This is a genomic window from Actinobaculum suis, assembly GCF_900618115.1.
GTDB classification, from domain to species: Bacteria; Actinomycetota; Actinomycetes; order Actinomycetales; family Actinomycetaceae; genus Actinobaculum; species Actinobaculum suis.
In genome coordinates this window covers 1046580-1059158 of sequence record NZ_UYIO01000001.1, presented here as the reverse complement: position 1 = coordinate 1059158, position 12579 = coordinate 1046580, and the positions used below count along the sequence as shown (strand labels likewise).

Sequence of the window (12579 nt, the reverse complement as noted above, 5' to 3'; positions counted from 1 at the left end):
AAGGATACGCTAGGAACATGGCATACAACTTCGATTCGAAAACACTTGCGCAGCTACAGACCGAAGGTTCTTCTAAGTGGTCCAAATACCCGGGCACGATCTGCATGTGGCTCGCGGAAATGGATTTTGGCATTGCGCCCGAATTGCGGGACTACCTGATCGGGGAAGCTCAGCGCGGTACCCTCGGCTACCTTCCGGCCGCGGAAACCCCGCAAATCCTGGATTCTGCGGCTTCTTGGATGGCCAATTTTGGTCCGCGCCCTGATACCTCACGCATGATCCTCATCCCGGAAGTATTAGAGGGCTTGCGTGTAACTATTCGTGATTTCACCACGCCGGGTACGGACGTCGTCGTCCCCACCCCCGCATATATGCCATTCCTCACAATACCTGCCGAGTTTGGGCGCGAAGTGGTGCAGGTTCCCTCCCACTTTGATCCGCAGGCGCGGCGCTGGGCCTTCGATTTTGAAGCTCTGGAAGAAGCGCTTCCCGAGGGCGGTTTGCTGATTTTGTGTAACCCGTGGAACCCGACGGGGCGCTGCCTGGACCGTTCCGAACTGACGCGAATTTCACAGATTGTGGAAGCGAAGGGCGCGCGCGTTTTCGAAGACGCCATTCACGCGCCGATACTTATCGACGGCGAATACATCCCCTACGGTTCCCTCAACGAAGCCACGCGCCGCCACACGATCACCGCAATCGCCGCGTCCAAGGGGTGGAACATCCCCGGTTTGAAAGCGGCGCAACTGATTTTCCATAACGACGCCGATTGGCAGGCTTTTGCCCCCAAGGCCGGCGCGGCCAGCAGCCCCACTAGCACTATCGGGGCGCGCGCGGCGCGCATTGCCTTCACGCACTGCGAGCAGTGGCGCACCGAAATGTGCCAGTACGTGGCCCAGAACCTGGCGCTTTTGGAAGCGCGCGTGGAAACCTGGCCGGGCGTGCACATGGCCCACGTGGAAGGCACCTATATTGCTTTCCTTGATTTTACGGACGCGGGCCTGGGCTCCGACCCGATCGAAGTTCTCCGCACCCAGGCCGGAGTTTCCCTCACCGCGGGTGGTGCTTGCGGGGCCGGCTACGAAACCTACGGGCGGATGATCGTTGCCACCCCGCGCGCCGTGCTCGAGGCCGCACTGAATGCCATCGAGAAGGTCCTCCCCCGCGGCTAGCATGGCTGAGGGGACGCGGCTAGCACGGCAACGGGGCGCGGCTAGCGCCGCCGCGAGGCACGGGCAGCACAGCTGTGAGGCACGGGCAGACTGGCGTGGCTTGTACCCGCGACTATGGGCCCAGCCACGCCAGCAAGGCGAGCAAAAGCAGTACTCCTGCCCGCCGGCCGGCAGTCTGCCGCCTGCTACCTGCCGCCAGCTGCCAGTTATCTGCGGCCTACCCCCAAGCGCCTGCCGCCAGCTGCCACCGCCAACCGCCAGCTACTTTATTGCTCTTAATTAGCCTGCGGGGCCAGGTGTGGGGCGAAGATTTGGTTGCGGATGGTACCGATGCCTTCCACGGTTACTTCCACTACATCCTGATGCGTCACTTCACCGTTGGCGGTGCCGGTTCCGGTAAGCACAATATCGCCGGGCAGCAAAGAAGTGTGCTGAGAGGCGATGGCTACGAGTTCTTCCGGGGAGAAAGCAAGATCGGCTGCCTGCACATCGGTCACCAGGTTCCCGTTCACACGGGAGGTGATACGGGCTTGCTGGTAGTCGAAATCGGTTTCGATTACCGGGCCGAGCGGCAACGAACTATCCCAGTATTTGGCTTGGGCTGGGCCCACACCCGTCACGGTGAGGTCATCAATCACGGTGTAACCCAAAATCGCTTTGCGGGCTTGTGCGGCCGTAGCGTCTTTGAGCGGATGGGCGATTACCACTGCAATTTCTGCTTCGTGCACGAGCCCCGGCGCCCACTGTGGAACCATAATCGGATCTTCCGGGCCGGTTACCGAGGTGCTCGGCTTCAAGAAAGTCGAAAGGTCTGCTGCGGTAGCCCCCTGGCTGTAGGTGCCGCCGAAACCAAATACTTTGGTGCGCGGGAGCATGGGCGCTACTAGTTCGGCGTCAGCCTTCGCTACCCGCTGCCCGGTGGGTTTTACTTCCCGCGCGAAAAGCGGATCATCAGCCAACACAATGTAATCATCTGCGTCCGGATCATAGATCGCGTAACGGTATCCTTGTTGCATGGAAAGGCGCGCAATTTTCATGGTTTTAGCCTACCCGCCGGGGCCTGCCGCGGGAGCTTCCCGCGCCCAGTAAGATAAAGGTAAATGCGTAGCGGCATCGCCGGTACAGGCGTAGCAGCATCGCCGGCGTGTCTATGTGCGAACCCATCCACGGTAAGGGCGGCCCGCGCAAAGGTGCGTAAAGACAAAACGGCGCAGACCAACTACGTTAAAATGAACTAAGACGGACTGCGGACGCAAATGCCTCGGTGGTAGTACTGCTTGCGTAGCAACACTGCTTAGGTGGCAACGCTACTTGCGCGGAAACACCGCTTAAACAGGCATTGTGGCCGTATCCCTTTGCTCGGCGACGCAGCCGTTACCTTTCGCGGTTCCCCGACCGTGAGCGGCACGCACTCTGGAGGATTGATGAAGAAGTTGCGGGACGGTTCCTTGTACGAAAAGCCGCGGTTTTCCGTGGATGATCCGAATCAGACGATCTACTGGCTCATCACTCGCCGGCTGAAAGATCACCCTAACCGCACGGCGGTGCGGGTCAAGAATTCTTTGGGCACGGGCTGGAAACGGGTTTCCCTGGCCGAATATATAGAGCTGGCGCGGCGCGGCGCTCGCGGTTTGATCGGGATGGGTCTCAAGCCTGGCGATACGATCTGCATTCTTGGTTCTACTTCATATGAGTGGGCGCTTTTGGATGCGGCCGCGATGTCTATCGGCGTCGTCGTGGTACCTATCTACGAAACCAGTTCCGCCGAACAGATCGAGTGGATGTTGGAAGATACCGGCGCGAAAATGGTGTTCACCGATTCCACCGCGCATGCCGAACTGGTCAATTCCGTGCGGCGCGGGCAAGAAAACCCGCAAGTATTTACTTCGCAACAGGCCCGCACCCGGCTCGACCAAGAAGCCCTCAAAATAGGTACCGCGGAACTTGACGAGCGGATTGCGGCGGTGCGGGCCGAGGATTTGGCGACCATTGTTTATACCTCCGGTACTACGGGGAAACCGAAGGGCGTGGAAATCACGCACGGGAATTTTGCGCGCGCGGCGCTCAGCATTGAACAAGCCGAACCTGATCTGGTGTTCGAAGAAGGTGCGAACCTCCTCTTGTTCTTGCCTCTCGCCCACATTATGGCGCGGATTATTAACTACACGGCTTTGACTACGGGCGTGCAGCTTGGCTACGTCCCCAACATTAAAAACTTGCTGGCCGATCTAGCGACCTTCCGCCCCTCCATTTTGCTGGTAGTACCGCGCGTTTTGGAGAAGGTATATAACGCGGCCGAGGCTAAGGCGGGAGCCGGGTTGCGCCGCAAGATTTTCCGCTGGGCAGCTAATGTGGCCGTGAAGGATGCGACGAAACGCTTCCGGGGGCCGTGGCATCGCCTGCAACGCGGTGTGGCGAACAAGTTGGTGTTGAGTAAGTTGCGGGAAGCGGTAGGCGGCAGAGTCCGGTGGGCGGTTTCTGCGGGCGCTCCCCTGGGCACCCGGCTGGGCCGGTTCTACCGGGGTGCTGGTATTACGGTGATTGAAGCGTGGGGTCTTACGGAGACGACGGGCGCTGCTACTGCCACCCGGCCACCAAATCCGGCGCTGGGCACCGTGGGGATCCCCATGGCGGGTACTACGGTCAAGCTGGATAAAGACGGTGAAGTGCTCGTCAAGGGTGCGATCGTTTTCCGTGGCTATCACAATAATCCGGAGGCCACGGCCGAAGCATTGCGGGACGGGTGGTACCACACCGGTGATATCGGCACGATCGATAAGAAGGGCAATCTGACGATCACCGGGCGCAAGAAGCACCTGATCGTAACCGCCGGCGGGAAGAACGTAGCCCCGGCAGTTTTGGAAGATCGCCTGGTTTCCCACCCCCTCATTTCACAAGTGGTGGTGGTAGGAGATCAAAAACCATTCATTTCGGCCTTGATTACGCTCGATGAACAAATGCTGCCGGCCTGGTTGAAGTCGCACGGCGAACCGGAGATGACGCCGGCTCAGGCACGTGAATGCCCGGCTGTACTTGCTTCTTTGCAACGCGCAATCGAACGCACGAACCGCCAGGTTTCCCGGGCCGAATCCATCCGCAAATTCAAGATTATTCCCGACGATTTCACGCTCGAAAACGGTATGCTCACGCCTTCCCTGAAGGTAAAGCGAGAAGTAGTGCTCGAACGCTATGCCGGGGTAATTGAGGATATCTACACTCACGACGACCGGCCCAAAGCGGAGAAATAGCCAGCCTTAGGGCCAGCAAGTCCTGATACAACACAACGGGAGGTTGGGAGTTTCCGCAAAAACTCCCAACCTCCCGTTTTTGGTGCGCGAGAGGGGACTTGAACCCCTACGCCCGAAGGCACTGGAACCTAAATCCAGCGCGTCTGCCAATTCCGCCACTCGCGCCGGCAACTCGCATAGCATACCCCGCATTGCGAGTGCGCTTCAAATGTTTTGCGTAAAGGTGAGTACCTACTCATACCATCTCATACCATTTGGGCACTAATTGGCTTGACTACTAATTAGCTTAGATACCCAGCGGGCGTAGGCAGCTTACGTACACAGCGGCGTAGATGCTCGGCGGCTTGGGTCTAAGCGGCGTCCGTGCCCGCGGCTGCACCATCGATACCGAGGTCGCGGCGGAGCCGGGCAACGTGCCCGGTGGCACGCACATTGTATTGAGCCAGGCGTATCTTTCCCGCAAGGTCAATTACAAAGGTAGAGCGAATCGTACCCACGGTGGTTTTCCCGTAGATCTTCTTTTCCCCGTAAGTACCGTACGCTGTGTGCACGGCGTGATCTGGGTCAGAAACCAGGTGGAAATTGAGCTGCTGTTTTTCTTTGAATTTGGCCAGTGCCGCCACCGAATCCGCGGAAATCCCGACCACCGTATAGCCTGCCGCGCGCAAAGAGTTGAGGTTATCCCGAAAATCGCAAGCTTGCTTCGTACATCCCGGGGTTCCTGCCTTCGGATAGAAATATAGGATCACGCCAGCGGCTGGTGTGGTAGCGGCCCGCAGTTTCTCTAATTCGCTATGCAGGCTGATTTCGCCATCCGGACCGGCAAGTTTGAAATCGGGTGCTTCCTGGCCCGCGGTGAGACGGCCCGAAGTGGTTGCTGGTGTGCTACTCATGGAGCTTTTCCTTTCCGAAGATGAATCCCCAAATCAACAGTGCTACGAAACCAATACCATTGGGCCAAAAGCCGAGGGTTCCCGGGGAAAACCAGAGCGCGAACACCACCCCACCGGCAAAAACCCACGCGTTATCGATCCAGTAACCAATAACGCCAACCACAGCTCCAATAGTCCCAATAATCAGGGGCACTAGGAAACCGGCATAAAACCCGGCCATCCCCACTGCTACCCAGGAGTAGACAATGAGGGCCAGGGCATATAACAGCACCACCAAACTCATAACCCGCACATTTTTCGAGGAACGCATACGCTCAGATTACTAGCTTGGTTCCAGTTAGGCCTTCGGAGAAATGCGGAGCGCAAACCCTCCTGTTGAAAAACTCGGCTGGCAATATTGGGACATGAGCGAAATTGACGCGGCCGATATGGGCCCCTGGTTAAACCCGGACGACCTAGAATTTGTACGTGGCAAAGTACCAATTATCTACGTGGATATTGTGCCGGTACGGCTCGACGATAAGGGCCGCCTAGAACTGATCGGTATGCTCTTACGGCTAGATTCTGCTGGTATTTCCCGCGAGTTCCCGGCCGGGCGCGTACTTTTCCACGAACCTTTGCGCGACGCCGTGCTCCGGCACGTGGAAAAAGACCTCGGGTTAATGGCACTCCCCCAGATTCCTTCTTGCATGGTGCCTTTCACCATCCAAGAATATTTCCCCACCCCTTCCGGGGAAGGTACTTTCTTCGACGCTCGCCAACATCGCATCGACCTCGCCTACATTGTGCCCATTCAAGGCGATTGCAACCCCGGAGATGACGCCCTGGAATTCTCCTGGTTCACCCCCGGGGAAGCGCGCACACCGAGCCTGCAAAAAGAAATGGCGCCCGGCCATGCCGAACTGCTCCGCCGCGCCCTCGCCTACCTCGCCTAACGGCCAGCGGCCTAGTGCGCGGTGCCGGTCAGCTCGGCAGCAATAATCGGGGCGAGGGCGCGGAAGGCTTTGCCCCGATGCGAAATCGCGTCTTTTTCGGCCATGCTGAGCTCCGCATTAGAACGGGTTTGGCCTTCCGCTTGGAAAATCGGATCGTAACCGAAACCCTGTTCGCCGCGTTCTTCGTGCAAAATCACGCCGGGCATATCAGCTTCTCGCACCACTTCCCGGCCGTTCGGAGTGACCATCACCGCCGCGGCATGGAAACGGGCTCCCCGATATCTGTCTGGCACTTCCGCTAGTTGAGCGAGCAAGAGCCGACGGTTAGCGGTGTCGTCGCCGTGCTTCCCCGCCCACCGCGCCGAAAACGGGCCCGGTGCTCCGCCTAAAGCATCCACGCAAATACCCGAATCATCCGCAACCGCCACGTACCCGGCCGCCGCTAGCTGCCGGGCCTTGATCAACGCATTACCGGCGAAAGTAATTTCGTCTTCCACCGGTTCGGGAAGGTCTAGATCGCGGGCCGAAATCACCTGCACCCCGGGCAGGTAGGGCGCCAAAATCTCTTCTAGTTCCGCAACTTTGTGGGCGTTGCGGGTCGCGAGCGCGATCGTGTGCGCGGAGGCGGTGCTCATTGGGCGATGATCCTTTCGTCGATCGGGTTGGTGGTGAATAGGGCTTCGCGTTGCAGGCGGGCCAGGTGTTGGGTGCCGGTGTTGGCAAGGTCGAGGAGTTGGCCCAGGCCTTGCCGGGAGAAGGGTTTGTGTTCGGCGGTGCCTTGGATTTCGATGTATTCGCCGGAGCCGGTGGATACTACGTTCATGTCGGTTTGGGCGCGTACGTCTTCTTCGTAGGGTAGGTCTAGTACGGCGGTGCCGTCTACGAATCCGACGGAGACGGCGGAAACGGTATCGGAGAGTACGGGCCGGGGCCGGATGATTTTCTTTTCCAGTGCCCAGTTGAGGCTATCGGCCAGGGCGACGAAAGCGCCGGTGATTGCGGCCGTGCGGGTTCCGCCATCGGCTTGCAGTACGTCGCAGTCTAAAGTGATGGTGTTTTCGCCGAGGGCTTTCATGTTTACGACGGTGCGTAGGGACCGGCCTATGAGCCGCGAGATTTCGTGGGTGCGCCCGCCGATTTTGCCTTTCACGGATTCGCGGGAGGAGCGTTCATTTGTGGCGCGTGGGAGCATGGCGTATTCGGCGGTTACCCAGCCGGTGCCTTGCCCTTTCAGCCACCGCGGCACGCCTTCGACGAAGGAGGCAACGCAAAGTACCGTGGTGCGGCCGTAGGTGACCAGCACGCTGCCTTCTCCCGCTTCGAAATAGTGACGCGAGATTGTTACCGGACGCATTTCATCGATGGCGCGGCCATCAGCACGTTCAAAAGCCATGCTGTAAGGCTAGCGCGCTAACCTGGCGGCCGCTAAATCCAAAATGCCGGCACCCGGCGTTACGGGTGCCGGCTGGGCGTGCGACTGGTGCCTGCTTGACCCAGCTCGCCGCTCCCTCAGCCCGGGCGTTTGCTAAATTCGATACACTTCTCCGGCCGCTACGCAGCTAGCCGGCCCGGCGTATTCTCCGCGTACTTCCCGCAAGATTTCGGCCGGTTGGGTCCAGGGTTGCAGGTGGGTAAGGCCGAGCCTTTTCACGCCGGCCATGCGGGCGAGTTTGCCGGCCCGGCCGCCCGTCATATGCACGCCGCGTACTTTTTCTCGCCCGTCTTGGTAGGCGGCTTCGGCGAGCAAGAAATCGGCGTCTTTAGCGGCCGCGATTTGGCTTTCGCACAGGTCGGTATCTCCGGTGTAGGTGAGTACCATTTGCCGGCCGGGTTGGGCCAGGGTTTCGCGCGGTTGTGGAGCGCCGGCCGGTAGTGCCGTGGTGCTGGCGGGGCGGATGGCGGGAAGAGACGTCGTCGTCGAAAAATCGGCAAGCATCGGAGCGCGCGTGATGGCCGGCGGGATTTTGCTGGCTTCCGCCGGTCCCGTGATTCGGAACGCTACCGCTTCTACCGTATGCAAGGCGGCAAATACTTCCACGTGCATGGGACCCACGGTGAAACTATCCCCGGCTCGGATCCGGTGAAACTCGTATTCTCCTTCGTAAGTATCTTCCGGGTCGTCCCCGGAAAGTTGGAGCATACGCTTGTGCCCATCTTCCGGAGAGTACACGGGTACCGGGCCGAGCGCGCCATACGGGTTCCATTTCCGGTACACCTGCATGCCCACCAGATCTGCGCAATGGTCTGCGTGTAGGTGGGAAATAGCGATCGCGTCAAGCGCGGCCGGGTCAAGATAGCGCAGCAGGTGCCCCATGGCTCCCGGTCCGATGTCGAGGAGCAGGGAGTACGTGCGCGTACCTCCCTCGGGGCTTTCCCCTTCTGCTTGTACTAGGTACGACGACGCCGGTGATTTCGGGCCAGACATAGAACCCGAGCACCCAATAATCGTAAGCCTCACTAACCTAATTCCTCCGTGGATAAGGGGATACCTACCTCCGGGCCCAGGAAACGGTGAGCGAGGACGCCGAAGGAATGGGGATCGCCCGTTGCGTAGAAGCGGTGCTGCGGATGCGAGGAGGCTGCGAACAGGTCTCGATCTGCTAGTACCCGGTATACATCTTTTGCGGTTTCGTCTGCTGAAGAAACGATAGCCACATCTTCACCCATGGTATAGGAGATAACTCCGGCTAGAAGTGGGTAGTGCGTGCATCCGAGCACAAGAGTATCTATGCCGGCTGTGCGCAGGGGTGCCAAATATTCTTCGGCAACCGCTTGGGCTTGCGGCCCGGCGGTGATCCCAGCTTCCACGAGTTCCACGAAAAGTGGGCAGGCTGCGGTATACACCTCAATTTGCGGGGCCGCGGTGAAAGAATCCTGGTAGGAACCGGATTCTATGGTGGCTTGGGTGGCGATCACCCCCACTTTGTTATTCCGCGTGGTTTTCACGGCGCGCCGCACGGCCGGCCGGATAACTTCTATTACCGGAATTCCGGCATCAATTTCGAAACGTTGCCGAGCGTCGGCCAGGGCCGCGCTGGAAGCGGAATTGCAGGCGATGACCAACATTTTCACGCCGGAAGCCACCAGTTTTTCCATAACGTTGAGTGCGTGGTGGCGCACTTCCGAAATCTTTTTGGTGCCGTAGGGGCTGTGCGCGGTATCGCCGATATAGATCATGGGCTCTCCGGGAACTTGGTCCAGAATCGCACGTGCGACCGTCAAGCCTCCCACTCCGGAATCAAAAATACCAATCGGTCGTTCATCCACACGCCAAATCTAGCCGCGAAGCTTCTTCGCTTGCAGCGCTCGCATCAGTGAATCCTGCCACCAGCTGAGCAAAACATACAAGACGCACATTAAATCGTCCGAGTTTTCTATCTGGTGGTTCGTGTCCTGAATGATCCGCCACCCTTTTTCGGTGATTTGGTAGGCAGTTTCTTCACTGTGGATACCGAGCCGGGCGGCGAGCACGAGGCGTATATCGTTAGCCGCCCCGGCCCAGGTACGAACGTCTTCGTTCCCCACCCAAACGGCTTCCTGCTGTAAAGAATGGGCAAAGAAGCGCAAGTTTTCCACCTTTGCGGTGCGAATGGATTCTTCTGTAATGGCTCGTAGTTCATAGGCCATATCCGGATCTTCTGCCATATCTGGCAAAAGCCGAATCAGCGCATTATCGAGCGGTGGCAAGGGCAGATCGGGTTCCTGCTGGTCTTCATCAAGTTCCGCGGGGTCTGCTAGCTCTGCTATCTCTGCTAGCTCTGCTAGGTCTGCCAGTTCTGCCGCATAGGCTTCGAGAATATCTTCCGGTTCGCGTGGCGTGGGCGGCAAAGTAGGCGGCAAAGGTTCCAAATGGCGGCCCAACAAATGGGCTACATCACGGGCAATACCGCTAAAAAAGCGGCGCTCCACTTCATCAGCGCGAGCCATGTAGCCGCCGCGCCAGGGCAGGAAAGCTTTCACTGTTCCTCCTGCGGTGCACTCGGATTTGCCAGAGGCTCACTTGGCGCGCTTGACTCTTCCGGAGGGACGCACGGCTCTCTCCCAGACGCGCTCGGTTCTGCCGCAGGCGCACTCGGTTCTGCCGCAGGCGCGCCCGGCTCTCCCGCCGACGCACTTGACGCGCTCGGCGTGTGGTTCGCACCATCTCCAGTATTTTCGCGGCCTCCGGTATCCCCGGTGCTTCCAGCGCACCCGGTACTTCCGGCGTCGTCTGCGCTATTAGTACCCTTAGCACTGGTCTGTTCGATGGTGGCAATAATCCCGTAGGTGTGCATGGCCGTAGCATCTGCTTCCATCATTTCGCGCGGGCCTCGCGAAACCGCAGCACGGCCCTGCCGGTGAATACGCATCGCCACATCCTGCGCGGTTTCGGTACTCATCCCAAAATAAGATTCGAACACCCACCGCACGTAACTCATAAGATTCACCGGATCATTATGCACAACGGTTTGCCACGGCGCGGCTTTGCCGGTAGCCGTACCGGCTTTAGCTTCACTGGCAGCTTTGCGCGCGGCTTTGCCGGTAGCTTTGCTCGCGGCATTACCGGTAGCTTCATTTGCGGCATTACTCGCGTCATTACTTGCGGCCGCTTCATTTGCGGCGTTGTTTTCAGCCGCGCTCACTCCAGGATTGTCCTCCCCCGCATGCGGCTGCGAAGTGGAGTGCGCTTTGCTCCCATTGCTACCCGGATCCGGCGTTTTCATGCCTCCCATCCTACTACGAGCGCTTTCTACCAGCTGGGAAAGGGATATGTACGGCGCCAGCTAGCGGCTACGAGCATCGCGTATTTCCAAAATTTGCGGTCCAAATAGTCCCTGGTAGTCCCTGGCGCGGCTCGGCACGCTATGCTATTGCTCATGACCCAGAGCACAGCACTCATGACGGACATGTATGAGTTGACAATGATCGACGCCGCGCTGCAGTCCGGCGCCGCCCTTCGACCTTCGGTTTTCGAAGTTTTTAGCCGGCGGATGCCCGGCAACCGGCGCTACGGCGTGGTGGCAGGGACCGGCCGCGTACTCGAAGCGATCGAAAACTTCCGGTTCGGAGAAGCCGAAATTGAATATCTACGGGAAAACCAGATCGTTTCCGAGCGTGCTTTAGAGTGGCTTGCCAATTACAAGTTCACCGGGAACGTATATGGCTATATGGAAGGCGAATTGTATTTCCCCGGTTCTCCGATTCTCACCGTAACCGGCACCTTCGCCGAATGTTGCATCTTGGAAACCGTGCTGCTTTCCATCCTCAACTATGATTCCGCGGTAGCCACGGCGGCTTCCCGGATGACCATGGCAGCCCGCGGGCGGCCTTGCGCCGATTTCGGAGCTCGCCGCACCCACGAAATGTCTGCCGTGGCCGCGGCCCGCGCCGCCTATATTGCCGGTTTCACTTCCACTTCGGATCTGGAAGCAGGCCGCCAATACGGAATACCAGTTTCTGGTACTTCCGCCCATTCCTTCACCCTCGTCCACGATTCCGAGCCCCAAGCTTTTGCCGCTCAAATCGCGAATATGGGAGTAGATACCACGCTCCTAGTTGATACCTACGCGATTTCCAGCGGTGTAGAAAATGCGGTACAAGCCGCCCGCGAGGCCGGCGGCGAACTTGGTTCGGTGCGTATCGATTCTGGTGACCTAGTGGCCGGCGCTTTCAAAGTGCGGGAACAGCTCGACCTTCTAGGTGCAAAAAACACGCATATTACGGTTACTTCCGACCTTGACGAGTATTCGATTGCTGCCTTGCAGGCCGCTCCCGTAGACGCGTATGGCGTGGGTACGCGCATGGTAACCGGTTCTGGTTACCCCACCGCACAACTGGTTTACAAACTGGTGGAACGCCAAGGGGCGGACGGCAAGATGCACGAAGTTGGCAAAACTTCCGAAAACAAAGCTTCCGTAGGCGGCCTGAAGGTAGCCGGCCGGCTCTACCGGGAAGGCCGAGCAAATCAAGAACTTGTAGTTTCTGCCCGTAGTTTTGCGGAAGGGTTCGATTACGTGCAGGCGCGCGGTGCGCGGCCGGTTCAGGTGCAGCTCATCGAAAACGGAAAGATCGACGCCGCTTACCGGGCCCGCGCAGTACTACCCGCCGCGCGTTCCCGGCACGAAGCATCCCGCGCCGAACTCCCCTACGATGGCTGGCGCCTTTCCGGCGGCGAACCGGCAATCCCCACCGTGCGTGAAGATATCTTCGAAGGCAATATCAACGCCCCTGTTATCCACTAAGCACACCAGAGTTCGCTAAGTACACAGAGATTCGCTTAGCGCACCGGGATGTGCTGCGAACCGCGCGTTCTCCGTGGATGCTCAGTGCATACCGACTGGCCCGGTCCGCA

The 12579-nt window shown here is 58.9% G+C and carries 13 protein-coding genes and 1 tRNA gene; 4 read left to right on the top strand and 10 right to left on the bottom strand.

Annotated features, from left to right (window positions below):
• Positions 1-17 precede the first annotated feature (17 nt).
• Positions 18-1172, top strand: a complete 1155-nt coding sequence (locus H8274_RS04355; RefSeq protein ID WP_185933946.1) for a MalY/PatB family protein — start codon at positions 18-20, stop codon at positions 1170-1172.
• Positions 1173-1447: 275 nt separating this feature from the next.
• Here H8274_RS04355 and H8274_RS04350 read toward each other — a convergent pair whose 3' ends face one another.
• The gene (locus H8274_RS04350) at positions 1448-2209 is read right to left on the bottom strand and encodes a fumarylacetoacetate hydrolase family protein (protein ID WP_185933945.1); all 762 of its coding nucleotides are present in this window, start codon (positions 2207-2209) and stop codon (positions 1448-1450) included.
• A 387-nt stretch (positions 2210-2596) separates the two neighbouring features.
• Here H8274_RS04350 and H8274_RS04345 point away from each other — a divergent pair, with 387 nt between their 5' ends.
• A complete protein-coding gene (locus tag H8274_RS04345) occupies positions 2597-4420 on the top strand; it encodes an AMP-dependent synthetase/ligase (protein ID WP_185933944.1) in 1824 nt (607 codons plus the stop codon).
• Between the two features lie 80 nt (positions 4421-4500).
• On the opposite strand, the gene H8274_RS04340 is transcribed toward H8274_RS04345, so the two are convergent.
• The 3 genes from H8274_RS04340 to H8274_RS04330 form a co-directional block, all read right to left on the bottom strand.
• Positions 4501-4585: transfer RNA gene (locus H8274_RS04340), tRNA-Leu, on the bottom strand.
• Positions 4586-4770: 185 nt separating this feature from the next.
• A complete protein-coding gene (locus H8274_RS04335; RefSeq protein WP_049619327.1) occupies positions 4771-5313 on the bottom strand; it encodes a peroxiredoxin in 543 nt (180 codons plus the stop codon).
• Entirely contained in the window at positions 5306-5623 is a 318-nt protein-coding gene (locus tag H8274_RS04330; RefSeq protein ID WP_049619326.1) for a hypothetical protein, read from the bottom strand. Before H8274_RS04330 ends, H8274_RS04335 begins: the two co-directional genes overlap by 8 nt.
• A gap of 94 nt (positions 5624-5717) precedes the next feature.
• Between H8274_RS04330 and H8274_RS04325 the strand changes: the two genes are divergently transcribed.
• Positions 5718-6248, top strand: a complete 531-nt coding sequence (locus H8274_RS04325) for a DUF4916 domain-containing protein (protein WP_074663007.1) — start codon at positions 5718-5720, stop codon at positions 6246-6248.
• A gap of 11 nt (positions 6249-6259) precedes the next feature.
• Here H8274_RS04325 and rdgB read toward each other — a convergent pair whose 3' ends face one another.
• From rdgB to clpS, 6 genes are all read right to left on the bottom strand, one after another.
• Positions 6260-6883: an RdgB/HAM1 family non-canonical purine NTP pyrophosphatase gene (gene rdgB, locus H8274_RS04320; protein ID WP_185933943.1), complete on the bottom strand. Its 624-nt coding sequence runs from the start codon at positions 6881-6883 to the stop codon at positions 6260-6262.
• Complete coding sequence (rph, locus tag H8274_RS04315) at positions 6880-7641, bottom strand: ribonuclease PH (protein WP_049619324.1); 762 nt, start codon at positions 7639-7641, stop codon at positions 6880-6882. Before rph ends, rdgB begins: the two co-directional genes overlap by 4 nt.
• 132 nt (positions 7642-7773) lie before the next feature.
• Positions 7774-8706: an MBL fold metallo-hydrolase gene (locus H8274_RS09755; RefSeq protein ID WP_049619323.1), complete on the bottom strand. Its 933-nt coding sequence runs from the start codon at positions 8704-8706 to the stop codon at positions 7774-7776.
• Positions 8706-9515 carry a glutamate racemase gene (gene murI / locus H8274_RS04305; protein ID WP_185933942.1) on the bottom strand — a complete coding sequence of 270 codons (810 nt, stop codon included), beginning with the start codon at positions 9513-9515 and terminating at the stop codon, positions 8706-8708. The genes H8274_RS09755 and murI overlap by 1 nt, the downstream gene beginning before the upstream one ends.
• A 9-nt stretch (positions 9516-9524) precedes the next feature.
• Positions 9525-10208: a DUF2017 family protein gene (locus H8274_RS04300; protein WP_185933941.1), complete on the bottom strand. Its 684-nt coding sequence runs from the start codon at positions 10206-10208 to the stop codon at positions 9525-9527.
• Positions 10205-10951, bottom strand: a complete 747-nt coding sequence (gene clpS, locus H8274_RS09915) for an ATP-dependent Clp protease adapter ClpS (RefSeq protein WP_185933940.1) — start codon at positions 10949-10951, stop codon at positions 10205-10207. The genes H8274_RS04300 and clpS overlap by 4 nt, the downstream gene beginning before the upstream one ends.
• Before the next feature lie 153 nt (positions 10952-11104).
• On the opposite strand from clpS, the gene H8274_RS04290 reads away from it, so the two are divergent.
• Complete coding sequence (locus tag H8274_RS04290) at positions 11105-12469, top strand: nicotinate phosphoribosyltransferase (RefSeq protein WP_244924524.1); 1365 nt, start codon at positions 11105-11107, stop codon at positions 12467-12469.
• The last annotated feature ends 110 nt before the right edge of the window (positions 12470-12579 follow it).